The following is a 22,048-nucleotide window of genomic DNA, read 5'->3' as shown; positions in this document are numbered from 1 at the left end:
CGTTACGGGCGCACAACCATCACCGAAACCCGTGCGTGCGCCGCGAGGTGGCCGGCATTGGAGGCGAAGATATGCTCGGGCATGCCGGGGACATGCGAGGCCATGACGACGAGGTCGATCTCGCCATCGGCGATTGCTCGCATCAGCGTGTCGTCCAGGTCGATGCTCGGATCATGGCTTGCATAGGCGCGCGCCGATGTCGGAATGCCGCGCGCCGAGCCCTGGCTTGCGGCAAAGGCCTCGAGCTTCTCGGCGAACTCTTCCGGATTGTGGGCGACCGGACCCGGCGTTGTCGCCGTGACACCGACAAACAGGACTGATGCCCCGTAGCGTTCAGCAATGTCCGCGGCCGTCTGAAGAGCCTTCTCGAGCTGGTCCAGATGTGCCAGATCCACTGGCACCATGATCCGTTTGTACATCCTTTGTTGTATCCCCATTGGTTGTTGTGCTCCCGTTTTTACTTTTTCGGGATGTCAAGACGTCGGAACTTATAGTGTGAATTAGTGCTCACTTAAGTAGCATCCAATCGGATCTTACGACCGATGCGATGATTTTTCAATCAACTCATGCCTAAGAGCCTGTGGGCGATATATATATCGTCCAGTGCAGTTGGAGAGAAAACGGCTGTTCAACGGCCTATACGATCGCTGTATTTTTGTTGTATTTCGACAGTCGTGTCGCGTATCTGCAAATTAACAATCTGTTTTCGATGTTGATCTTTGCGGGGACGTACGTCGTTTCCGGCCATTGGAAGTGCGGCGGTGCGAGTCCGTGCGCGATTGGCTTCGCGGACTGGTCTTGATGCGCGACCGGGCCCATGTTGCGGGTATCATCGCATCCTCGACCCTCCGGCCCACGACGCGAGACGACATGCTCAAGACCGCTGCCATCGGCCTGATCCGGCTTTACCAGCACACGCTGTCGGCCTTCATGGGCCGCTCGTGCCGCTACGCGCCGAGCTGCTCGCACTACACGGAAGACGCGATCCGCCGCTTCGGCCTGTGGCGCGGTGGCTGGATGGGGCTGGCGCGCATCCTGCGCTGCAATCCGCTCGGCGCATCGGGGTACGATCCGGTTCCCGAGGCGCCGCCCGGGGACGCACGCTGGTATCTGCCCTGGCGCTACGGCCGCTGGACGGGCGCGCATATCGATCCCAAGACGCGCTTCGATCTCGACGACGGCTGATCCCGCGCCGGCCGGCATGTCCGATGTGCTTGCCGGTTCCGCAGGGCATTTGATATTGTTTCGCTTTGGCACGTGATTTCAGGGGCACGGCCCCGAATTTTTCATTTTCGCGCAGCATCGGGAGGATGTCATGGGCGCGCAAACGAATACCGATCCGAACCTGAACCCCATTCTCGAGCCCGCTCCGAACCCGGATTTCGAACTCGCCAAGGAGGCGTGGCGGACGCATGAGATCGAGCGCAGCGACGCGTTCAAGGGCGCCGATTACGGAATGATGGCCTTGCGCACGGCGACCTTCATGAACGCGGGCGCCTTCGCCGGTATCATTGCCTTTGCCAGCAACAACAGCGACACGATCGCCGAGCATGGCGGGCTGTTGCTGTTCATCCTGCTCGTGAACGGCATCGGCCTGTTTCTGGCGACGGTTGCGTCGGGCTCTGCCTATATGAGCCAGATGTTCAACTACAAGGCCTGCCTGGGCGCGCAAAAGTCCGCTGTCGCACCCTATGTCCGGTTCCCGGACGAGGCGAGGCGGCGGCGGTTTCTGGGACGCGGCAGCTTTTTCCAGTTGGCCGCGATCGCGTTGATCAGCCTGGCGTATCTCGGCTTCATCATCTCGATCTTCCCCATCGTCAGGCTTGTGACCAGACTGTAGATTTACCGCTTGCACGGCGCAAAAAGCGGTGTATGTAGCAAAGGATCGCGAGTGATCCTGCAGCGTCGCCCTGGATCTGCACGGAACCGGCACGATTGGCACCTGCCGCGGCGACTGTCTTGTCCTTTTCGCGTATGCCGCGCTCCTTCGGACGCCCGATGTCACCGCCGCTCCCCATCATCCGCCATGCCACTGCCGAGGATCTCGACGCGCTCGTCGCGCTCGAGCAGCGCTGTTTCGAATCCGACCGGATCAGCCGGCGCAGTTTTCGCCGGTTCCTCAAGGTGGAGAGCGCCGTCGTGCTGATCGCGGCGACGGAGAGTGGTGTGGCCGGGTCCGCGGTCATGCTGTTTCGCAGCGGTACGGCGCTGGCGCGGCTCTATTCGCTGGCGGTGGATCCCGCCGCGCAGGGCCGGGGTCTCGGCGCGGCCTTGCTCGAAGCCTGCGAGACGGCGGCGATCGAGCACGATCGGCTGATCCTGCGGCTCGAGGTGCGGGCGGACAACGCGGCGGCGTGCGGTCTCTACCGCTCACGCGGCTATCGCGCCTGCGGCCAGGTCCCCGACTATTACGAAGACGGCATGACGGCGCTGCGGTTCGAGAAGCTGCTGCACGACACGGGCTTTGCGAACGCCGCAGCGCCCTACTACCAGCAGTCGACGGAATTCACCTGCGGCCCGGCGTGTCTCGCCATGGCGTTGAAGCACTTCGAGTCCGGGGTTGAGCTGACCCAGAGGCTGGAGCTGCGGCTGTGGCGCGAGGCGACGACGATCTATCTGGCGTCCGGCCACGGCGGCTGCGGGCCCTATGGGCTGGCGGTGGCCGCCGTGCGCCGCGGGCTTGCGGCGGAAATCCGTATCAACACAACGGACTTTCTGTTTCTGGCCAGCGTACGAGACCCTGAAAAGCAGCGCGTGATGCGCATCGCGCAGCAGGACTACCGCGACGAGGCGGCGCGTCTGGGCATCAAGGACCGGCGCGAGATTCTCGGGCCCCGCGAGCTTGCCGAACAGGTGGCGGGCGGCGCCGTGGCGCTGGTGCTGATCTCCGGCTACCAGATGTTCCGCCGCAAGGAACCACATTGGGTGCTGGTGCATTCCAGTGACGCGCGCCATCTTGTCATTCACGATCCCTGGCTGGAATACGAGGGCTTCGAGAGTGCTACCGATTCATCCAATCTGCCGATTCCCGATGCCGCGTTCGACCGGATGGCCCGCTGGGGCCGCGCCGGCGTGCGCGCGCAAGTGCTTTTGAGAAGGGCCGGATGACGGTCTGAGTTTTAAGGAAGTCCCGCCCATGGCCTCTTGGGTCGTTCTCGTCGACAGCGCCAAGGATTTTTCCAACGCCGACACGCCGCACAAGGTGATGACGGTGCGCGAATACATCACCAGCCCGACGCTGTTTCGCGGCGCGCACCCCACGATTGTCAACCTGGCGCGCTCCTACGCCTATCAGGGCGCGGGCTATTACGCCTCGCTGCTGGCGGAGGCACGCGGCCACCGGGTGGTGCCCAGCGTGGAAACCATGCTGGAGCTGTCGAAGAAAGCGCTTTACCGCCACGCCCTGCCCGAACTGGAGGACCGGCTCAATTCCGTGCTGCGCAAGAACCCCGAGGCCGCTGCGGCCAAGCTGCGGCTGGTCGCCTGTTTCGGCGCCTGCGCGGACAAGCGGTTCGAGCCGTTCACGCGGCTGTTGTACGACTGGTTCCGCGCGCCGCTTCTCGAACTGACCGCCGAAAGCGACGGGGCGGGCGGCTGGACAGTGATCTCGCGCATCCGCCCGGTGCCGGTCAACGATCTGTCAGCTGAGGAGCGGGCGTTTTTCGTGCAGGGGCTGGAGGGCTATTCGCGCCGCTCCTGGCGGGCGCCCAAGAGCCGGGTGACGCTGAAATACGCGTTGGCGGTTCTCTGCGATCCCAAGGAGGAACTGCCGCCGTCCGCGCCGGCGTCGCTCAAGCACCTGGCCCGTGTCGCGCAACGCCATGGTGTGGAAGTGGTGCACATCGGCAAGGACGATCTCGACCGGCTGGCGCAGTTCGACGCGCTGTTCATCCGCGAGACCACCTCGATCGACAATCACACCTATCGCTTCGCCCGCCGCGCCGCGCAAGAAGGCATGCCGGCGATCGACGACACCACCTCGATGATCCGCTGCACCAACAAGGTGTATCTGGCCGAACTGCTGGACGCGCACGGGGTGCCGACGCCGAAAACCGCGATCCTCAATTCCATGAAGGATGCCAAGGGCTGGAGGAGCGGCTCGGCTCGCCGGTGGTGATGAAGATTCCCGACGGATCGTTCTCGCGCGGCGTCTTCAAGGTTTCGGGCACGGAGGCCATCGAGGCCAAGCTCAAGGAGCTGTTCGCCGATTCCGACGTGGTGCTGGCGCAGGAATATTGCCCCACGGCGTTCGACTGGCGCATCGGTGTGCTCGACGGCGAGCCGCTGTTCGCCTGCCAGTACCTGATGGCCAAGAAACACTGGCAGATCGTGCGCCACGAGGACGGCAAGAAATCGGTGGAAGGCTCGTTCAAGACCGTGCCGCTGAACGAGGCCCCGCTCGCCGTCATGGACGCGGCGGTGCGCGCGGCGCGGCTCATCGGCAACGGGTTTTACGGCGTCGACATCAAGGAAACCGACGGCCGCGTCGTCGTCATCGAGGTCAACGACAACCCCAACCTCGATCACGGCGTCGAGGATGCGGCCGAGAAGGACATTGTCTGGGACCGGCTGATCCAGTGGTTCGTCCGGAGGCTGGATGCCTATTACTCGCCCGGCGCGTGAGGACGAGCCGGGCGCTACTCCGGAATCGCCGGTCTCTTGGCGGCCCGGCGCAGCGGCTCGGGGCGGATCTTGTTGATGGCGTCTTCGCGGCCGGCGGCGGCGGCGGCGATGCGGGCCTGTTCGCGCAGGCGCTCGGCGTCGCGCTGGCGCAGGTCGAGAAGCAGTTCGTCGATCCGCTCCTGCGGCTGACCGAGGGCGGCGAGCGCGTGGCCGCCGAGCAGGATCGCGGATTCAAAGGTCTCGCGCACCTCCGCGTGCAGCCCCAGATCGGCGACCTGGATCGCGTGGATGCGGTCGTAGGTGCGCGCGATCAGCCTGGCCTGCGGGAACTCGTGCCTGATGAGGCGGATCATCGCGCTGGTCTGTGTGTGGCAGTTGCTGCAGATGGCGATGAGATCGGCGCTGGCCGCGCCGGCGGCGCGCAGCACGTCGCGCCGGGTTCCGTCGCCGAAATGCACGCGCGAGCCGAATCGCCGCGCTTCGCGGACGCGCTCGGCGTCATTGTCGATGATGGTGACGGAAACGCCGGTGGCGAGCAGCGGCTGCGCCACGATCTGCCCCACCCGGCCAAAGCCGATGATCAGCACGCTGCCGCCGGCGTCGGAGAAGTCCTCGTCGATGGTGTCGGGAGCCTCGGAGCGGATGAGCAGCGGGCGCAGGCGCTCGACCATCGGCGACAGGGCCATCGAGAAGGTGATGATGGCGATGAGGATCGAGGCGGTCTCCAGGGGCAGTACCGCGAGGGAGGCGGCCGAGGAGAAGAGGACAAAGCCGAATTCGCCGTGCTGGGCGAGCGCCAGGGAGGTTTTGACCGACGTCGGATGGGTCAGTTTTCCGGCGCGCGCGACGGCATAGATCGTCACGCCCTTCAGCGCCATCAGCGCGGGCACGGCGATGAGCACGATCAGCCAGTTGTCCGCGACGACCCGCAGGTCGAGCGAGATGCCCACCGCCATGAAAAACAGGCCAAGAAACAGCCCGCGGAACGGCTCGATATTGGCCTCGATCTCGTGCCGGTAGGAGGATTCGGCCAGCAAGACGCCGGCGAGAAAGGCGCCCATGGCGTAGGACATGCCGGCGATGTCCATGATCAGGGCGGCGGCGATGACGACGCCGAGCGCGCTGGCGGTCATGATTTCGGGCAGGCGTGTTTTCGCCAGCAGGCTGAACATAGGGTCGAGCAGATAGCGGCCGACAATGATCAGCAGGAGAATCGCTGCAATCGCGATGCCGGCGTTGGTGAGGCTCTCAACAAGGCTCGGCTCGGCGCTGCCCGGCGCCATCAGTTGCACCAGAAGCAGCAGCGGCACGATGGCCAGATCCTGAAACAGCAGAATCGCGAAGGCGGCGCGGCCGTGCGGCGCCAGCCGCTCGCCGCTCTCGTCCAGGGTCTGCATCACCTGGGCGGTCGAGGACAGGGCCAGGCCGAGACCGATGACGAGACTTGCCTGCCATGACAATCCGAAGGCCAGCGGCGCGGCGGCGAGCACCACGCCGCAGACCAGAACCTGGGCGAGGCCGAGGCCGAAGATTCCGCGCCGCATGTCCCACAGGTTCGAGGGCTTGAGCTCCAGCCCGATGACGAAGAGGAACAGCACCACGCCGAATTCGGCGAAATGCAGCAGCTCCTCGGGTGGACGTTGAGGCTGAGATTGACCGTCGATCCGACGCCGACGCCGGCCGCGAGATAGCCAAGCACGGTGCCCAATCCCAGACGCCGGAACAGCGGCACCAGCATGCAGGCGGCAATGATCAGCGCCAGTGCTTCCCAGAACAGCAGTTCGATGTGATCGGGGGTGTACCAGGACACGGGACTCTCCAGGCTTTTATGACCGGTTTGGACACATTGTGCGCGATTCCCGCCGCTCGCGCCTCAACCCTTGCGGGGACGTGGAAACGGGTCGCGCTCACCGCAGGAATGAGCGTCGCCGGGGCCAGCAGATGTATGCAGGTGAGAGCAATGTGCTCGTAGGCTATTTTGTTGGCAACGGGCTGTACTGCGTCGATTTTGAGGAGGAGGCAAAGGATGTCGTTTTAGACGGATTGATCCAGAGGCTCATCCGTGGTGTGGAGTGTCTTTTCGCGGAGGAGTGCTTGCACGCGTTCAGTGTTGCAGTTCGCATCCATGTGGATCTGGCACTGTGGATAGAAATTCGATGAACTTGATTGATCGAATAAATTCAAATAAGTTATTGATAATAATAATTTATATGAGATGAGTTTTGCTATGATAAATAGGCTTGTTGGCATTTTTTTTGGTGTGGTGTTAGGGGCGGTCCTTGGAGGGGGCACTGGAATAGTAGGTGGCTTTGGAGGCATTCGGGGTGCTCTGGTTTTCATGGTTCTCGGTGGGGTGATCGGCTTTTTCGCCGTGCCGGATGTAAAGCGAATTCTCAGAAAATTCGGCATGTGCGAATAACGAAGTTTCGTTGGTAATGCCTACTTGGTGAAGCGGTTGCTGTGTCAGAACGGAGGCTCTGCGGTTCCGCTGTATTGCTCCTTCAGCTCAATTCGCTTATTTGGGGCTCGACTAAAGCAATCAACGCTTACCCGCACTCGTTTGCGGGAGTGAGCAGGAGAGAACGATGATCAACCTGACCTTTCCCGATGGATCCGTGCGCGAATTCGACTCCGGTGTGACCGGCGCGGCGATCGCCGAGGGCATTTCCAAATCGCTTTTGAAGAAATCCGTCGCCATGACCGTGGACGGCGAGCTGCGCGATCTGTCCGATCCGATCGAGGCGGACGCGAAGATCGAGATCGTCACCCGCGACGACCCCCGCGCGCTTGAGCTGATCCGCCACGATGCGGCGCATGTGATGGCGGAAGCGGTGCAGGAACTGTGGCCGGGCACCCAGGTGACCATCGGACCCGTCATCGAGAACGGATTCTATTACGATTTCGCCCGCAACGAGCCGTTCACGCCCGAGGACCTGCCGGTCATCGAGAAGAAGATGCGCGAGATCATCCAGCGCGGCGATGTGTTTACCAAGGAAGTGTGGTCGCGCGACGAGGCGAAGGCCTATTTCGCGGAGAAGGGCGAGAGCTACAAGGTCGAGCTGATCGACGCGATTCCCGAAGATCAGAGCCTGAAGATCTATCGGCAGGGCGCCTGGCTGGATCTGTGCCGCGGGCCGCACATGGCGAGCACGCGCCAGGTCGGCAACGACTTCAAGCTGATGAAGGTGGCCGGGGCCTATTGGCGCGGTGATTCCAACAACGCCATGCTGACGCGCATCTACGGCACCGCCTGGGCCAACGACAAGGAGCTCAAGGCCTATCTCCACATGCTGGAGGAAGCCGAGAAGCGCGACCATCGCCGGCTGGGCCGCGAGATGGACCTGTTCCATTTCCAGGAAGAGGGCCCGGGCGTCGTCTTCTGGCACGGCAAGGGCTGGAGCATCTTCCAGAGCCTGGTCGCCTACATGCGCCGGCGGCTGATCAACGACTACGAGGAGGTCAACGCGCCGCAGGTGCTGCACACCTCGCTGTGGGAAACCTCGGGCCACTGGGGCTGGTACAAGGAGAACATGTTCTCCGTGCAGTGCGCCGACACCGAAGCCGAGGACGACCGCGTCTTCGCGCTCAAGCCGATGAACTGCCCCGGCCACGTGCAGATCTTCAAGCACGGGCTCAAGAGCTACCGCGATCTGCCGCTGCGCATGGCCGAGTTCGGCATGGTGCACCGTTACGAGCCCTCGGGCGCCATGCACGGGCTGATGCGCGTGCGCGGCTTCACCCAGGACGACGCGCATATCTTCTGCACCGACGCGCAGATGGCCGACGAGTGCCTGAAGATCAACGATCTGATCCTGTCGGTCTACAAGGACTTCGGCTTTGACGAGATCGTGGTCAAGCTGTCGACCCGGCCGGAAAAGCGCGTCGGCTCGGATGAGCTGTGGGATCACGCGGAAGCGGTGATGACCGATGTGCTCAAGCAGATCGAGGCGAAGTCCGAAGGCCGGATCAAGACCGACATCCTGCCGGGCGAGGGAGCCTTCTATGGACCGAAGTTCGAATACACCCTGCGCGACGCCATCGGCCGCGAATGGCAGTGCGGCACCACGCAGGTGGACTTCAACCTGCCGGAGCGCTTCGGCGCCTTCTATGTGGACAGCGACGGCGAGAAGAAGACGCCGGTGATGATCCACCGCGCCATCTGCGGCTCCATGGAGCGCTTCCTGGGCATTCTCATCGAGAACTACGCCGGTCATTTCCCGCTGTGGCTGGCGCCGCAGCAGGTTGTCGTGACCACGATTACCCAGGATGCGGACGACTATGCGCTCAAGGTGCTGGCCAAGCTGCGCAAGGCGGGCCTGCGCGCGGAAGCGGATATCCGCAACGAGAAGATCAACTACAAGGTGCGCGAGCACTCGCTCGCCAAGGTGCCGGTGATCCTCGTCTGCGGCAATCGTGAGGCCGAAGAGGGCACCGTCAACATCCGCCGTCTCGGCTCCAAGGACCAGACGTCCATGACGCTGGACGCCGCGCTGGCGGCGCTGACCGATGAGGCGATCGCGCCGGACATCAAGCGCGAGGCGTAGGCGCGGCGGCCCCGGGGCGCAGATCAGGGTGACGCGATGCGTCGCGATCAGTTGGTCGCGACCGTCGTCTTGACCTCGACCTCGCTGTCGCGCCCTGAATCCACCTCGAACTCGCGGGTGTAGATCTTGTCCATGTTGCGCGCGATGACGGTGTAGGTGCCCGCGGCCAGCACATAGCTGGGGAAGGCGCCGGTGCCGTCGACCACGGCGTCGCCGCCCGGCGTCAGCACGGACCATGTGGTGTTGGCGAGCGCCTCGCCGCCGGTCTCATTGACCAGCTTCAGCGTGACGCGCGCGGCGTTGTGATAGATCGTCGCCTCGGTCAGCTTGCCCGGCTCCACGCGGATGTCGGCGCGCACCGTGGCGTTGACATCTCCGTAGCGGCTGACCACGTGGTAGGTGCCCACATTGAGACGCAGAATGGACGCGGGTCGGATGTCGCGCGCGACCACGCGCCGCTCGCCGCGTTCATCGAAATCCATCTCATAGATGTCGAAACGCAGATCGTCGCTGACCAGCGGGATCGTTTTCGCGACGACGGCATTGAGCTTCAGCCCGCCCGCGTTGAGCACCACGGATTCCGCGTGCCCCATCTTGCTGATGGTGATCCGCCGCGTGGTCCCGGCATGGCCGTAGGCGGCGTGCACCAGATAGGTGCCGGGATCGAGGGCGAACTGCGTTGCGCCGCCCGTGGCGGTGGCCAGAAGTTCGAGCCGGCCGCTGGTGTCCACCGCATCGGAATAAACGCGCCAGATCACGCCGCTGTCGATCTTGGGTCCGTCCGGCATCAGCCGTGCGGACAAGTAAAGGGGCGCGTGGGTGGATTCGTCCGGGGCGTCGCTGCCGCTGGGCGCGTAGGGCAGGGGCTCGGTGGGCGCTTCATTCGAGAAACGCACGGCGGGGGTGCTGAAGAGATCGTCGAGCGTCGTCGGCGCGGCCGCAGTGTCGTCCAGAGCGAGCCGTGTCGGCTGCGGGGCCGTCCGCGCGGCATCCGGCGTCTTCGCGATGGCCGCCTGCGCCGGGGCTGGGCCGCCGCCTTGTGCGCGGCGCTGCCGTGCGCCGTGACGATGGCGATGCCCGCCACGAGCAACAGCGCCATCGTGACCATCATGCGTGCCGTCGACGCAAGCCAGACCAGAAGAGCGGACGGAGAGGCGGCGCGGGCCGGCTTGTAAAACATGTTCTCGCACATATCTCCTGTGAGCCCTAAAATCATGGCGAATTCAAGCCCCGATCCGCCACCATTGACAGCATTCCCGGCCACCCGTAAAGGGGTCGGCTCCTATGCGTCGCCCACCGATCGCCATCAGACACCCGGCGCAAACGGGATTTTAGCGAAAATCCCGCCTCTTGGCATCCGTTTCAGCGGCCCGATCCGGCCCGCAACCCCAAGACCCGATGGCCGGCTCGGCCAGCAACACGAAGGCGACGTGATATCATGCCAGACGCTCTGGACCTACTTCTTACCCGCCGCTCGATTCCCGCAGTCAATCTCGGCGACCCCGGTCCCGACGCCGAACAGCTGCGCCGGCTTCTGACCATCGGCGCGCGGGTGCCCGACCACGGCAAACTGGCGCCGTGGCGCTTCATCGTGTTTCAGGGCGATGCTCGCACGGAGGCCGGCGAGGCGTTGTGCGCGTTGAGGCTGGCGCGCGAGCCGGATCTGGACGCCGCCCAGCAGGAGCAGGAACGCACCCGGCTGTCGCGCGCGCCGCTGGTCATCGGCGTGGTGTCCACCGCCTCGCAGCATGCCAAGATTCCTGTCTGGGAGCAGGAGCTCTCCGCCGGCGCCGTGTGCATGAACCTGGCCACGGCGGCGCACGCCCTGGGGTTCGTCTCGCAGTGGCTCACCGAGTGGTACGCGCATGACGCGGAAGCCGCGGCGTTGCTGGGCTTGCGCGACGGCGAGCGCTTCGCCGGATTCATTCATATCGGCACGCCCAAGGAGCCGCCGTTCGAGCGGCCCCGGCCCGATATCGACGCTCTCACCACCCACTGGTCGAAGGACTGATCTCACCGCCATGTTTTATGACGCAGCGATAAATGCCCACGGCCTTCGCCATGACCCGTTCAAGGCGCTGGTCGCCCCGCGCCCGATCGGCTGGATCTCCTCGCTCGATGCCGAGGGGCGGCCGAATCTGGCGCCCTACAGCTTCTTCAACGCGATCAGCGACAATCCGCACATCGTCATCTTCTCGTCGACGGGCTGGAAGGACAGCGTGCAGAACGTCGCGGAGACGGGTGAGTTCGTCTGCAATCTCGCCACCTGGGACCTGCGCGAAGCCGTCAACGCCACCTCGGCCCCGGCCGGGCACGGGGTTTCCGAATTCGAGCTGGCCGGATTGACGCAGGCGCCGTGCACCATGGTCAAGGCGCCGCGTGTCGCGGAAACGCCGGTGGCGATGGAGTGCAAGCATCTGCAGACCATTCACCTCAAGGATGTGGACGGCAAGGATGTCGATCGCTGGATGGTGATGGGCCAGGTCGTGGGCATCCACATCGACGATGCCTTCATCCATGACGGCATGGTCGACATCACCGAGCTGAAGCCGTTGGCGCGCCTTGGCTACAAGGATTACTCGATTGTCGACAGCGTCTTCCAGATGGCGCGCCCGGCGGGCGGCGGCGGAAACGCCGGCGGCGCGTAACCCCTCGATCAGGGCCGCTTCATATGAAATGAAACGGGCACGTGGCGTGGTCCATGCGCCCGTTTTCGTTCGCCATTCCAGCGATCATGCGGTCCTGCCCGCGAGGCGGGCGCGCTCGAGGGTCTTCTCGGCGCGCTTGAGGTGGGGGCGGTCGAGCATCTCGCCGTCGACGCCGATGACGCCGGCGCCGGGCGTTCCGGCAAATGCATCGACGATGGCGCGGGCGCGGGCGATGTCGGACTCATCCGGCGTGAACGCCTCGTTGATGACCGGCACCTGCGCGGGTGGATCGCCATCTTGGCGACGAAACCGTCGCGCGCTGCCTCGATGCATTCCCGCCGAAGGCCCTCGGTGTCGCGGAAGTTGGTGTAGACCGTGTCGATGGGCGCCACCTCGGCGGCCACGGCGCCGAACAGGCACAGGTTGCGCGCCAGCGCGAAGGGCGCGGCGAAGCGGCCGTCGTCACCCCGGGTGGCGGACGCGCCGATATCGGCGGACAGATCCTCCGCCCCCAGCTCAGGCCCTTGAGCCGCCGGCTCGCGCCTGCGTAGCTGTTCAGCCCGAAGAGCGAGGCGGCGGTCTCGGTTGCGACCACCAGAATGCCCGTCGAGCCGTCTTCCAGGCCGGCCTCCGCCTCGTGCACGGCGAGCATGGCGTGGAGGCGGGCGACGTCACGGCCGGAGCTGCATTTGGGCAGCATGATGCCATCGGGCGCCTGCGGCATGACCGCGGCGAGATCGTCCTCGCACAGGCCGGTGTCGAAGGCGTTGACGCGCACATAGAGCTTTGGACGCAGAACCTCCCGCATGGCGACCTTCAGCACGTCCGCCGTGACGCGGCGCGCGTCGACCTTGGCGGAGAGGGCGACGGAATCCTCGAGATCGATCAGCAGCACATCGGCGCCGCTTTGAAGACCCTTGTCGATCTTGCGGGCGCTGTCGCCGGGATTGAAGAGCAGGGAGCGCATGCGGCCTAGGCCTCCATTACGTCGGGCGCGGGCTGGCGCTTCATGAAGGCCTGGCGCCGGCAGACGGCCACCAGCACATCGTTCTGATTGTAGGCCTTGTGCTCGAAATCGACGATTCCGGCGTCCGGACGGGAGCGGGATTCGCGCTTGGAGAGCACCTCGGTAGTCACGCGTACGGTGTCGCCCTGGAACAGCGGATTGGGAAATTTCACATCCGACATGCCCAGATTCGCGATTGTCGTGCCGATAGTGGTGTCATTGACGGAAATGCCGATCATCAGCCCCAGCGTGAACAGCGAATTCATCAAAGGCTGGCCGAATTCGGTCTGAGTCTCGCAGAAGTGACGGTCGATGTGCAGCGGTTGCGGGTTCAGAGTCATGTTGGAAAACAGCATGTTGTCCATCTCCGTCACCGTCCGCCGCAGGGTGTGGTCGAACATCGCGCCGATCGCGAATTCCTCGAAATAAAGCCCGCGCATCAGCCGCTCTCCCTGGCATCGTGTTGGTCGTACGGGTTAGCGCGCAACGGCGGTGCTCCGCCGATTTGCGCATTATAGTTAACGGTCTGTTAACGAGTTGGGGCGAGTGTGAAAAGCATGTTAAACCAGCCTTATCCGTCGATCGCCCCGAGGAGGCGATGAACATGAAAGTGGCCCCCTCTCCATCCATCGCGTCTCGCATCGAACTGGCGTTTCAATCCGCCAGCACGACGACGGGAGCCGATTTCGGCTACCTGGTCAAGACCGCGGAGCGCGAATCCAATTTCAATGTCAGCGCCAAGGCGCCGACATCGAGCGCGACGGGACTGTTCCAGTTCATCGAGTCCACGTGGCTCGAGACCATGAAGCAGAGCGGCGCGCAGCACGGGCTGGGCGATTACGCCAAGGACATCACGCGCAGCGCCAACGGCAAATATCGTGTGAGCGATCCGGCGCGGCGGCGCGAAATCCTCGATCTGCGCAAGGACCCGGAAATCGCCTCGGTGATGGCCGGTGAGCTGACCGCCAAGAACGGGGCCTATCTGGAGAACCGGCTGGGTCGCGAACCGACCAACGGCGAGCTGTATATCGCGCATTTTCTCGGCGCCAATGGGGCCTCGCGGCTGATCGGCATGGCCGAGGGCAACCCGGACGCGCGCGCCGACACCGTGTTCTCCCGTCAGGCGAAGGCCAACCGCTCGATCTTCTACGAAAAGTCCGGTCACGCCCGCAGCGCGTCGGAAGTCTACGACAAGCTGGTGCGCCAGCACGACGCGCCGGCCCAGACCCGCTATGCCGCGGTGATCCCGGCGGGTGAGGACGTTCCGATGCCGGTCGCCAAGGCGACTGTTTCCGATGCGCTTCAGCCGGTGGCCGTTGCCGCCGCCGACATCCTTCAGGCCGTTTCCAGTGACACCGGCACCGTGTCGCCGCTGGCGATTGCGTCCGTGGTCGCGTCGTCCGTGATGGCGGCGAAATCGGCGGATGAGGATGACAAGACCACATTTCCCGCCGCGCGCGCCGAGCCGCTGGGCGGCTTTGCGTTTCTGTCGCAGAGCGTCGCCGGCCTCCAGGACCGGTTGACCGCCATGCATGCGGATGCCGGCGCCGAAGATCCCGGCGAGACGCCCGTCGATCCCGCCGACACGGTTGTCGCCAGCGCGGCGCCGGCTTCGAATGCGGCCGATGCGGTCGCCGATGATGCCAACGCCGGGCTCAGGCCCGCGCCGAATTCCGATGCGGCGGTGCTGCTCGCCGCAGAGGATCCCAATCAATTCGCACGACTGTCCACGACGGCCGTACCGGTGTCATCCAGCCAGGCTTCCGCATCGGCGGAGCCGCGTGACCGGGTCGCGAGCGCCTGGCGCGCGACGGCGCCGTCCTCGGCCTTCCAGGCTCTGTTCCGCAATGATGCATCCGCCTCGCGCGGGCCGATCAATCCGTCCTATCTGAACGCGTTTGCGGCGCAGCCCGATGCGGGCCGCTCGCCGCTTTTTGCCGGCCGTCAGGCCGGTGAAACCGATGAGCGCGCTGCCGTGGACGCGGCCGCGCCGGTTGCGATCGCGCGCGTGGCTGCCAATGACGAGAGTGAGCGGCATGGCCCGCTCAACCTGATCGGCGCCCTGCGCTACCAGATCTTCAAGGAACCCGAGGATCTGCTGCCGCCGGTGTGACGCCCGGCGCGCGGCAAGATTGGCGAGCCGACTTTTTGCGCTTGCGACGCCCGCCTCCGGCGGGCTTTTTCGTGTCCGCGCAATTATGGTGAACCGATTCTTAAGTCTTGAGTGGCAAGGTGTTTTCTCGCTTCACGCGGAGACGGGACGATGGTTATTCGAGACTTTTTGCGATGGATTGGAACGGCGCCGGCATCCGCGCGCGCGGATGCGACGAACGCACTGGCGCGCGCCTGGCTGCACTCCCGTCTCGACCCGATCGATCGCGACGCGGCGGAGGCCGCGATGACCTTTTTGCTCGACGATCCCGCGCCTGTGGTCCGCGCCGCGCTGGCCGATGCCCTGGGGGCGAGCAGCCGCGCGCCGCGCCACATCATCCTGGCGCTGGCCAATGACCTGCCGGCGATCGCTTCGCTTGTGCTGATGCGTTCGCCGCTGTTTCTCGATACCGAACTGGTGGATTTCGCGGCCGCGGGTGATGTCGAAATTCAAGCGGCCATCGCGCTGCGGCCACAGGTTTCGGCCGCTGTGTCGGGCGCCATCGCGGAGGTCGGGGCCGTTGACGCGTGCCTTGAGCTCCTCGCCAACCCGGGCGCCGCGATCTGCCGCGGCAGCTTCGAGCGTCTGGTCGAGCGCTTCAAGGAAGACAGCCGCTTGCGCTGCGCCATGATGCAGCGGCCCGGTGTGCCGCTTGCGGTGAAGCAGAAGCTGGTGGCGGACCTTTCCGAGACGCTGGCCATGATGCCCTTCGTCCGCTCCGGCATTCGGTCGGGCAAGGTGGAGAACGTTGTGGGCGAGGCCCGCGACAAGGTGACCGTGGCGCTGGCGGGGGAGGCGGAGGATCACGAGATCCCCGGTCTTGTCGAACATCTGCGCCTGAGCGCCCAGCTTACGCCCACGCTGCTGTTGCGAACGGTTTGTTCCGGCAACATCCGGTTGTTCGAATGCGCGCTGGCGAGTCTCACCGGAATGCCGCGCACGCGCGTTGCCGTGCTATTGGACAGCGCCCAGGTAACCAGCCTGCGGGCGCTGTTCGCCAAGGCGGAGTTGCCGCGCAGCACCCATTCGGCCTTCGTGGCGGCGGTGGAAACCTACCGCGTCATGCGGATGCGGGGCGACCGGCTGTATGGGCATGAATTCACGCGGCGGATGATCCGCGAGGTTCTGGCGCGCTATCACGGTGCGGCGGGGCAGGATGATCTGGATCAGTTGCGCGGATTGCTGCACCGGCTCGAAGGCGAGGCCGCTCGCGAGGCCGCGCGGCATTTCGTGCATGGCGCGCTGACCGCTGCGTAACGCGGCGCCACAGCGCGCGTTCTGGAGAAGCCTGCTTGGCACCGCCGTATCAGTTGCGCTTCAGCGTGGAAATGAATTGCTCGGAAATTTCGGCAAGCTGATTGGCGAGCTCGGTCGCGACCGGATCGCAGTCCGTGCACGCGCCATCCGCGTAGATCGCGCGAATTGACTGCACATGCTGCTCGATCAGCTGGTTCGGGATCTGACGCGGGTCCTGAACCGTTTCCAGCAGGTGACAGAGGCTGTCGGCGATCGTCGAGGCCAGCGGAAAGCCGAGGGTCACGCCCTGACCCTTGATGTCATGGGCCGCGCGAAACAGCGAGTCACGGTCATCCGGAGTGAGCGCGCGCAGCCGCATGCCGCTCCATAGCTTCACCAGCGTTCCGGTCTCTTCCGCCATCCAGTTGGAAAAATTCCCGGAGAGGTTTTGCAGCGCCTTTTCAGCGGCCGCCACGGGATCGAAGTCGCCGTCTTCCTGGTCGGACTTCACGCGGACCTTGGTGCGCAGATTGACCGGTGGCGTGATGTATTCGCAGTCCTGGGTGTTCGCGCTGCTCGTCATCTCGCATTCCTTCACCCGGGCTTTGCCCGGTGCGTCGGCGGTCCAGTGGCCGAACAAATCCGTCTGTTCGACGTCCCCCGCGGTTACCGATGTCTGGCGCGCGTGGATTCGATCATGGAACAATGCGCAATTTGTCTTAACGATCTGTATCGTCATGGCAGTGAGGTCTGTTTTTCTACGCAAGCGGGCCCGTCAATAGCGGAACATCTCGGTAAGGATCCGCTCGTCCCAGCTATGATCTTGGTCGAACATGGCGAGGCTTTGCGATGTCATGTCCTGTTCGATGAACACTGAGGCGACGTTGCGGATCTCCGTATGATCAGCCGCCGCGCTGACCGGGCGCTTGGCGGGTTCCAGCACGTCGATACGGACTTTGGAGCGGTCCGGCAGCAATGCGCCGCGCCAACGCCGGGGGCGGAAGGCGGAGATCGGTGTCAGCGCCAGCAGCGGCGCGTAGATCGGCAGGATCGAGCCATGGGCGGAAAGGTTGTAGGCGGTGCTGCCGGCGGGGGTGGCCAGCAGGATGCCGTCGCACACGAGTTCCTCCAGCCGCAGTCGCTCGTCCACGGTGATGCGCAGCTTGGCCGCCTGGTATGTCTGGCGCAGCATCGAGACCTCGTTGATGGCGCGCGCCACGTGCTCGCGCCCGTCGACGTCGGTGGCTCGCATCAAAAGCGGATGGATGGCGGTGGCCTCGGCCTTGCGAATGCGCTCCAGCAGATCCGTCTCACGGTATTCGTTCATCAGGAATCCGACGGAACCGCGGTTCATGCCGTAGATCGGCTTTCCGGTGTTCATGAACCGGTGCAGGGTCTGCAGCATCAGTCCGTCGCCGCCCAGCGCCACGATGACGTCGGCGTCCTCGGGCGCCACGCCGTCGTAGCGGGCATGCAGCGCGTCGCGCGCGGCCTCGGCTTCCGGCGTGTCGCTGGCGACGAAGGCCAGGGTCTCGATCGTGCGGACGGGCTCGCCGGATTGTCCGTCGGCGGGATTTGCCTGTGGCGCCTTGGTGCGCATGTCCATTGCCGGTTCGCTCGTGGTGTCCAAACGCTGCCTGTCCATGTCGTCCCGCCCCTCCGGACGCGACGATGGGGCGTGCGCTCCGGTGCGCGGTCGCCCGCGTGTTTATCTTTCGCCCCGGCGCGCCGGAATGTAAATCGGGCGCCCCGCGCGGCGTTGCGTTGCATCCTTAGGAGCACAGACAGCGCGGGCAGGCAAGCGCGCGGACGGTATCCCGCGCGAAATCGATCCGCCATTCGGCGTGGCAAATTGTACCGGAATCAAGATGTTGGCCACGATCCTCCGGCCCGCTTCCGCCGCGATTGGCAATGCCCCATGATCACGAAAGGCGCATGCGCCGGACTTGCGCCGCCTTGCGCCGCGGGTGCGCATGCCTATCATGCGTGAACACACGAGGCTTGGGAGGATGGGGTGAGCGCCATGGGACTGGACGAGGCGGACACGGAAGCGGTTCTGGTCTATTCGACATTTCCCGACATGGAGCAGGCCAAGAAGGCGGCCAACGCGCTGGTGCGCACCGGGCTGGCGGCCTGCGTCAACATCGTACCTGGCATGGTGTCCGTCTACATCTGGGAAGGGTGGTCGAGGAGGCGCAGGAGGTCGTGGTTCTGGTCAAGACGGTTTCCGGCCGGGTGGTGGACGTCATGGAGGCGATCGGCGAACTCCACCCCTACGAGAAGCCCGCGCTTCTGGTGCTGCCGACAGCGGGCGGCGCGCGCGATTATCTGGAATGGATCGTCGCGGCGACACAGATCATTCCTGACAAGCCGCACTGAGCACAGCTGTATGGGACGGCTGCCGCGGAGCCGGCCGGGACTGCGATTGCGCGTGTGTCAGCAGACAACGCTTGCCGCGATGATCATCGACCACAGGGCGGCCGCCATGGCAAAGCCATAGGCGACGGACTGCTCCTGGCTCGCTTGGTTCAAGAGGCAGGTCACGGATGCCGTTGGTTTCATTGCAACGCTCCATCGCGAATAGTCTTTAACGGGATGCCGTCCGGATCGTCCGGGCGCCACCACGGATCAGTCTATACGAATATCCACGGGTATGGCGTGTGGCGGATATCACAAGTTCGCGCGCGGCATGCACGCGCGCAGCGGCGCGGCCCCGGATCACGGCCGATCCGAGGGCAGCGGCGGAATGCTTTTCAGATAGGTGGCGATGGCCGCGCGATCCTCGGCCGGCAGATGCGCGATGTTCTCCTGCACGGAGGTCATGCTGCCGCCCAGTGTGTCGAACTCCGGGGTGAACCCGCTTTCCAGCGCATAGGCGATGTCCGCCTCGCTCCAGCCGCCGATGCCCGTTTCATGCGGGGTGATGTTGGGCACGAAGCCGTCGCCCTCGGGCGCCTTTGCGCCGGCCAGCGCGCGGCCGGCGATAAATCCGCCAATGGCATTGCGCGGCGTGTGGCATTCGCCGCAGTGGCCCGGGCCCTGGACGAGATAGGCGCCGCGGTTCAGCTCGGCGGAGGCCATCGGATCGGGTTCGAACCGCTTTCCATCCAGATAGAGCAGCTTCCAGAGCCCGATGCCGCGCCGGAACGAATAGGGAAACGACACCTCGTGCGGCGGAACCGTGTTCACGACAGCGGGCAGGGTGTCGAGAAAGCCCCTCAGATCCAGCACGTCGCCGATGCTCATGCGCTGATAGGAGGTGTAGGGGAAGGCGGGAAAGTAGTGCCGGTCGTCCGGCGAGACGCCCTTGATCATGGCGGTCGCGAACTCGGCGTCCGTCCAGGTGCCGATGCCGGTCAGCCGATCTGGCGAGATGTTGGGGACGTTGAACGTGCCGAAAGGAGTCTTCAGCGCCAGACCGCCGCCGAGCCGCATCTTGGCATCGCCCTTGGCCTTTTCCGCCGCATGGCAGGAGCCACAACCGGCGGCCCAGAAGACCCGCTCGCCATTGGCGAGGTCCTTCTCATGCGCCACCAGCATGGATGTGTAGATTCTTTCCGGCGACGTCAGCCAGTAGAAGGTGACGCCGCCAAGGCCGGAAAGGACGAGAAACACCCAGAAAAACAGACGCATGAAATTCTTTCCGACGAACCAATGTGACGCGCGCGCCGGAATATCTTAGCGTCAGTCCTTCTTTACGCGATAGCCCTCATGGCACTCCTTACAGTTTTTGCCGATCGATCCGAGCGCGCCGCGCATGGAGTCAAGGCCCTGACCGATGACCGGAATCGCCTCCGCGGAAGCCATCTCGAGATTGTTGGCGATGGTCTCGAAGCCGTCCATGTCCGTCCAGATTTTCGGGCTGGCTTGGGTCTTGCCCTCGTTGGAGCCTTCGGGAAGTGATTGGGAAACGTCTGGATGTTGGTGTGGATCGTCTCGACCGCGGCCGTGGCCTTGGCGGCGTCATACTCGATCTCGCCCTTGGCCATCTGTCCGAGCGCCTTCATCGAGTCGCCGATTCCCTTCATCAACTCCTGACGCGCCTTGATCGGATCGTCGACCGCCAGGGCCGCACCACCGAAGCCGATCATGACAACGGCCGTGAGGGTGGATAGTGCGCGAAAATTCATTGGTCTTTCTCCGTTGGCCCGGTGCTGGTTGGGTGGCCAAAGTCTCCCTTGGTCAGTGACTTGCGGCAATAGACGGCACGTTCAATTGTCGGTGAGGCCGACCGGCGGCGGCGCGATTGAAGGGCGTCGGGGCGCTGCGCGCGCGTGCGGCGTTCACGCAGATGTGCGCTTGCCGCCGCCGTTTCTGTACGAGGGTTCAATTGGCATGCGGCGCCCGCGCTTCTTCAATAGCGGCGATGCGGATCCATCGTGAGGGAGAGAGAGGATGCAAGCGCGGGTGAGCAAGACCATCGTTATCGCGGCGGCTGCGTTGATCGCCGCGGCGTCATTCAGCGCTCTTCAGGCGCAGTCGATGTTCGATCACGTGGACATGGACAGCCCGCAGATGACCCAGGCGGACGTGTCGCGCGCGGACATCGAGGCGCGGATCGGCGACAGCGGCGGGACACTCGATCTCACCGGCGTGCGGATGAACGGGCTGGATCTGAGCGGACTGGATCTCTCCGGCGCCGACATGACGCGCGCGGCGCTGAACGGGGCGGACCTGCGCCGCACTGACCTGTCCGGCGCGCGGCTGGATCTGGCCTGGGCGATCGGGGCGAATTTCGAGGGCGCCAGCCTGCGCGGCGCCACGATCTTTCAGGCACAGATGCGCGAGGCGCGTTTCAAGGACGCTGATCTGTCCGGCGCTCGGATCATCGCCGACATGAGCGGCGCCGATTTTACCGGTGCGACGCTGGCCGGGGCACGGATGGGCGCGGACATGCGCAACCAGTCGATGGGATTGATGCGCGCGGTCTTCGCCTCGGCGATTCTCAGGGACGCGGATTTCTCCGACGCCGATCTGTCGCGCGCTGATTTCCGGTTCGCCAAGGCTCAAGGCGCGCGCTTCGATGGCGCGGACATGACCCGCGCCGACCTGGGCGGCGCGGTTTTGACGGGCGCGGGCGTGGCCGAAGTGCAGCTGGATGGCGCCGATCTGGCCGGGGCCGATTTCCGCGAGACCCGGGGCACGCCGCGCGGGCTCGATACCGCGCGCAATGCCGGCCGGGCGCTGTGGAAGTAATACCAACGATCGTAACGAATGACCCATTTGCCCACCGAAGGCCTGCTTTGCGCAACGACTGGGCAGCGTCGCGCTTCTTGAACGATGCCCCGCATCGCCCTGCGAACCGCTCCTTGCCAGACGCCGCGCAATACCGGTCAAATGAGTCATTCGTTGTGACCGTTGGTATAACTCCGGCGCGGATGATGCGGCGCCTGCTTGCAGATGCGGGTTGACTCCGGATATTTATATCAATAAATCATGATATATGGATACTTCAGACAACAATGCCGGCGCCCTGGCCGCCTTCTCCGCCCTCAGTCAGCAGACCCGGCTCGATGTGTTTCGCCTGCTCGTCAAGGCGGGCGCAGAGGGGCTTGCCTCGGGTGAGGTCGGCGAGACGCTGGGGGTGCGGCAGAACACCATGTCCGCCAATCTCGCGGTGCTGCTGAACGCCGGGCTGGTGCGCAACGAGCGCCATGGGCGCACCATTCGCTATTTCGCGGATTTCGACGCCATCCGCGGCCTGTTGGCGTTTCTGATGGAAGACTGCTGCGGCGGCCGGCCCGAGATCTGCCAGCCGATTATCGAGGAAATCGCCTGCGCATGCTGAGGCCTGGCGGATTCGGCGGCGGGACGAACCAATGGTCAATGACGGAAGGCA

The 22,048-nt window shown here is 64.6% G+C and carries 22 protein-coding genes and 3 pseudogenes; 14 read left to right on the top strand and 11 right to left on the bottom strand.

Annotated features, from left to right (window positions below):
• Nucleotides 1–2 precede the first annotated feature (2 nt).
• Nucleotides 3–419 carry a universal stress protein gene (locus tag D1F64_RS15025; RefSeq protein WP_117413081.1) on the bottom strand — a complete coding sequence of 139 codons (417 nt, stop codon included), beginning with the start codon at nt 417–419 and terminating at the stop codon, nt 3–5.
• 451 nt (nt 420–870) lie between these two features.
• Here D1F64_RS15025 and yidD point away from each other — a divergent pair, with 451 nt between their 5' ends.
• From yidD to D1F64_RS25470, 5 genes are all read left to right on the top strand, one after another.
• Nucleotides 871–1,185 (top strand): membrane protein insertion efficiency factor YidD, encoded by a 315-nt coding sequence (yidD, locus tag D1F64_RS15020; RefSeq protein ID WP_117414630.1) that lies wholly within the window; start codon nt 871–873, stop codon nt 1,183–1,185.
• 130 nt (nt 1,186–1,315) lie between these two features.
• Entirely contained in the window at nt 1,316–1,840 is a 525-nt protein-coding gene (locus D1F64_RS15015; RefSeq protein ID WP_117413080.1) for a hypothetical protein, read from the top strand.
• A 158-nt stretch (nt 1,841–1,998) separates the two neighbouring features.
• Nucleotides 1,999–3,108 carry a GNAT family N-acetyltransferase/peptidase C39 family protein gene (locus tag D1F64_RS15010; RefSeq protein ID WP_117414629.1) on the top strand — a complete coding sequence of 370 codons (1,110 nt, stop codon included), beginning with the start codon at nt 1,999–2,001 and terminating at the stop codon, nt 3,106–3,108.
• A gap of 28 nt (nt 3,109–3,136) precedes the next feature.
• Entirely contained in the window at nt 3,137–4,117 is a 981-nt protein-coding gene (locus tag D1F64_RS15005) for a RimK-like ATPgrasp N-terminal domain-containing protein (protein WP_346432241.1), read from the top strand.
• Complete coding sequence (locus D1F64_RS25470) at nt 4,117–4,623, top strand: ATP-grasp domain-containing protein (protein ID WP_346432327.1); 507 nt, start codon at nt 4,117–4,119, stop codon at nt 4,621–4,623. Before D1F64_RS15005 ends, D1F64_RS25470 begins: the two co-directional genes overlap by 1 nt.
• A 14-nt stretch (nt 4,624–4,637) precedes the next feature.
• On the opposite strand, the gene D1F64_RS15000 is transcribed toward D1F64_RS25470, so the two are convergent.
• Complete coding sequence (locus D1F64_RS15000) at nt 4,638–6,224, bottom strand: cation:proton antiporter (protein ID WP_248304476.1); 1,587 nt, start codon at nt 6,222–6,224, stop codon at nt 4,638–4,640.
• A gap of 984 nt (nt 6,225–7,208) precedes the next feature.
• Here D1F64_RS15000 and thrS point away from each other — a divergent pair.
• Complete coding sequence (gene thrS / locus D1F64_RS14990; RefSeq protein WP_117413078.1) at nt 7,209–9,167, top strand: threonine--tRNA ligase; 1,959 nt, start codon at nt 7,209–7,211, stop codon at nt 9,165–9,167.
• A gap of 47 nt (nt 9,168–9,214) precedes the next feature.
• Here thrS and D1F64_RS14985 read toward each other — a convergent pair whose 3' ends face one another.
• Nucleotides 9,215–10,063, bottom strand: coding sequence for a hypothetical protein (locus tag D1F64_RS14985; protein WP_205470487.1), 849 nt, complete (start codon nt 10,061–10,063; stop codon nt 9,215–9,217).
• 542 nt (nt 10,064–10,605) lie between these two features.
• Here D1F64_RS14985 and D1F64_RS14980 point away from each other — a divergent pair.
• Nucleotides 10,606–11,178 carry a nitroreductase gene (locus tag D1F64_RS14980; RefSeq protein WP_117413077.1) on the top strand — a complete coding sequence of 191 codons (573 nt, stop codon included), beginning with the start codon at nt 10,606–10,608 and terminating at the stop codon, nt 11,176–11,178.
• A gap of 10 nt (nt 11,179–11,188) precedes the next feature.
• On the top strand, nt 11,189–11,815 hold the full coding sequence (locus D1F64_RS14975; protein ID WP_117413076.1) for a flavin reductase family protein: 627 nt from the start codon (nt 11,189–11,191) through the stop codon (nt 11,813–11,815).
• 84 nt (nt 11,816–11,899) lie between these two features.
• On the opposite strand, the gene D1F64_RS25465 is transcribed toward D1F64_RS14975, so the two are convergent.
• From D1F64_RS25465 to D1F64_RS14965, 3 genes and pseudogenes are all read right to left on the bottom strand, one after another.
• On the bottom strand, nt 11,900–12,091 hold the full coding sequence (locus tag D1F64_RS25465; protein ID WP_346432338.1) for a hypothetical protein: 192 nt from the start codon (nt 12,089–12,091) through the stop codon (nt 11,900–11,902).
• Nucleotides 12,092–12,156: 65 nt separating this feature from the next.
• Nucleotides 12,157–12,782 (bottom strand): annotated as a pseudogene (locus D1F64_RS14970) (CoA ester lyase); the annotation flags it as partial.
• A gap of 5 nt (nt 12,783–12,787) precedes the next feature.
• Complete coding sequence (locus D1F64_RS14965) at nt 12,788–13,261, bottom strand: MaoC family dehydratase (protein ID WP_117413075.1); 474 nt, start codon at nt 13,259–13,261, stop codon at nt 12,788–12,790.
• Nucleotides 13,262–13,284: 23 nt separating this feature from the next.
• Between D1F64_RS14965 and D1F64_RS14960 the strand changes: the two genes are divergently transcribed.
• Nucleotides 13,285–14,934, top strand: a complete 1,650-nt coding sequence (locus D1F64_RS14960) for a hypothetical protein (protein ID WP_162901583.1) — start codon at nt 13,285–13,287, stop codon at nt 14,932–14,934.
• Between the two features lie 150 nt (nt 14,935–15,084).
• The gene (locus tag D1F64_RS14955) at nt 15,085–16,230 is read left to right on the top strand and encodes a DUF2336 domain-containing protein (protein ID WP_117413073.1); all 1,146 of its coding nucleotides are present in this window, start codon (nt 15,085–15,087) and stop codon (nt 16,228–16,230) included.
• Nucleotides 16,231–16,279: 49 nt separating this feature from the next.
• On the opposite strand, the gene D1F64_RS14950 is transcribed toward D1F64_RS14955, so the two are convergent.
• Complete coding sequence (locus D1F64_RS14950) at nt 16,280–16,792, bottom strand: Hpt domain-containing protein (RefSeq protein ID WP_162901582.1); 513 nt, start codon at nt 16,790–16,792, stop codon at nt 16,280–16,282.
• 192 nt (nt 16,793–16,984) lie between these two features.
• A complete protein-coding gene (locus D1F64_RS14945; protein WP_117414627.1) occupies nt 16,985–17,809 on the bottom strand; it encodes an NAD kinase in 825 nt (274 codons plus the stop codon).
• A gap of 423 nt (nt 17,810–18,232) precedes the next feature.
• On the opposite strand from D1F64_RS14945, the pseudogene cutA reads away from it, so the two are divergent.
• Nucleotides 18,233–18,588: pseudogene (gene cutA, locus D1F64_RS25460) on the top strand (divalent-cation tolerance protein CutA).
• A gap of 57 nt (nt 18,589–18,645) precedes the next feature.
• On the opposite strand, the gene D1F64_RS25145 reads toward cutA, so the two are convergent.
• From D1F64_RS25145 to D1F64_RS14930, 3 genes and pseudogenes are all read right to left on the bottom strand, one after another.
• Complete coding sequence (locus tag D1F64_RS25145) at nt 18,646–18,771, bottom strand: hypothetical protein (RefSeq protein WP_256372904.1); 126 nt, start codon at nt 18,769–18,771, stop codon at nt 18,646–18,648.
• 156 nt (nt 18,772–18,927) lie between these two features.
• Nucleotides 18,928–19,842 carry a cytochrome c gene (locus D1F64_RS14935; protein WP_117413071.1) on the bottom strand — a complete coding sequence of 305 codons (915 nt, stop codon included), beginning with the start codon at nt 19,840–19,842 and terminating at the stop codon, nt 18,928–18,930.
• A 51-nt stretch (nt 19,843–19,893) separates the two neighbouring features.
• Nucleotides 19,894–20,216, bottom strand: a pseudogene (locus D1F64_RS14930) (cytochrome c).
• Here D1F64_RS14930 and D1F64_RS24690 point away from each other — a divergent pair.
• The 3 genes from D1F64_RS24690 to D1F64_RS14920 all read left to right on the top strand — a co-directional run bounded on the left by D1F64_RS24690 (nt 20,136) and on the right by D1F64_RS14920 (nt 21,997).
• Nucleotides 20,136–20,324, top strand: a complete 189-nt coding sequence (locus tag D1F64_RS24690; protein WP_248304837.1) for a hypothetical protein — start codon at nt 20,136–20,138, stop codon at nt 20,322–20,324. The pseudogene D1F64_RS14930 and the gene D1F64_RS24690 overlap by 81 nt on opposite strands.
• A 280-nt stretch (nt 20,325–20,604) precedes the next feature.
• Entirely contained in the window at nt 20,605–21,405 is an 801-nt protein-coding gene (locus tag D1F64_RS14925; RefSeq protein ID WP_117413069.1) for a pentapeptide repeat-containing protein, read from the top strand.
• 247 nt (nt 21,406–21,652) lie between these two features.
• A complete protein-coding gene (locus D1F64_RS14920; RefSeq protein ID WP_117413068.1) occupies nt 21,653–21,997 on the top strand; it encodes a metalloregulator ArsR/SmtB family transcription factor in 345 nt (114 codons plus the stop codon).
• Nucleotides 21,998–22,048: the final 51 nt, after the last annotated feature.

The sequence above is a fragment of the Breoghania sp. L-A4 genome, from assembly GCF_003432385.1.
Taxonomy (GTDB): domain Bacteria; phylum Pseudomonadota; class Alphaproteobacteria; order Rhizobiales; family Stappiaceae; genus Breoghania.
The sequence above is the reverse complement of the archived record's forward strand: the minus strand, read 5'-3'. Positions and strand labels throughout refer to the sequence as shown.

Coding starts and splice junctions, on each gene's coding strand:
- D1F64_RS15025 (WP_117413081.1), bottom strand. CDS start 419: ATGTACAAACGGATCATGGTGCCAGTGGATCTGGCACATCTGGACCAG.
- yidD (WP_117414630.1), top strand. CDS start 871: ATGCTCAAGACCGCTGCCATCGGCCTGATCCGGCTTTACCAGCACACG.
- D1F64_RS15015 (WP_117413080.1), top strand. CDS start 1,316: ATGGGCGCGCAAACGAATACCGATCCGAACCTGAACCCCATTCTCGAG.
- D1F64_RS15010 (WP_117414629.1), top strand. CDS start 1,999: ATGTCACCGCCGCTCCCCATCATCCGCCATGCCACTGCCGAGGATCTC.
- D1F64_RS15005 (WP_346432241.1), top strand. CDS start 3,137: ATGGCCTCTTGGGTCGTTCTCGTCGACAGCGCCAAGGATTTTTCCAAC.
- D1F64_RS25470 (WP_346432327.1), top strand. CDS start 4,117: ATGAAGATTCCCGACGGATCGTTCTCGCGCGGCGTCTTCAAGGTTTCG.
- thrS (WP_117413078.1), top strand. CDS start 7,209: ATGATCAACCTGACCTTTCCCGATGGATCCGTGCGCGAATTCGACTCC.
- D1F64_RS14980 (WP_117413077.1), top strand. CDS start 10,606: ATGCCAGACGCTCTGGACCTACTTCTTACCCGCCGCTCGATTCCCGCA.
- D1F64_RS14975 (WP_117413076.1), top strand. CDS start 11,189: ATGTTTTATGACGCAGCGATAAATGCCCACGGCCTTCGCCATGACCCG.
- D1F64_RS14965 (WP_117413075.1), bottom strand. CDS start 13,261: ATGCGCGGGCTTTATTTCGAGGAATTCGCGATCGGCGCGATGTTCGAC.
- D1F64_RS14955 (WP_117413073.1), top strand. CDS start 15,085: ATGGTTATTCGAGACTTTTTGCGATGGATTGGAACGGCGCCGGCATCC.
- D1F64_RS14950 (WP_162901582.1), bottom strand. CDS start 16,792: ATGACGAGCAGCGCGAACACCCAGGACTGCGAATACATCACGCCACCG.
- D1F64_RS14945 (WP_117414627.1), bottom strand. CDS start 17,809: ATGCGCACCAAGGCGCCACAGGCAAATCCCGCCGACGGACAATCCGGC.
- D1F64_RS25145 (WP_256372904.1), bottom strand. CDS start 18,771: ATGAAACCAACGGCATCCGTGACCTGCCTCTTGAACCAAGCGAGCCAG.
- D1F64_RS14935 (WP_117413071.1), bottom strand. CDS start 19,842: ATGCGTCTGTTTTTCTGGGTGTTTCTCGTCCTTTCCGGCCTTGGCGGC.
- D1F64_RS14925 (WP_117413069.1), top strand. CDS start 20,605: ATGCAAGCGCGGGTGAGCAAGACCATCGTTATCGCGGCGGCTGCGTTG.
- D1F64_RS14920 (WP_117413068.1), top strand. CDS start 21,653: ATGGATACTTCAGACAACAATGCCGGCGCCCTGGCCGCCTTCTCCGCC.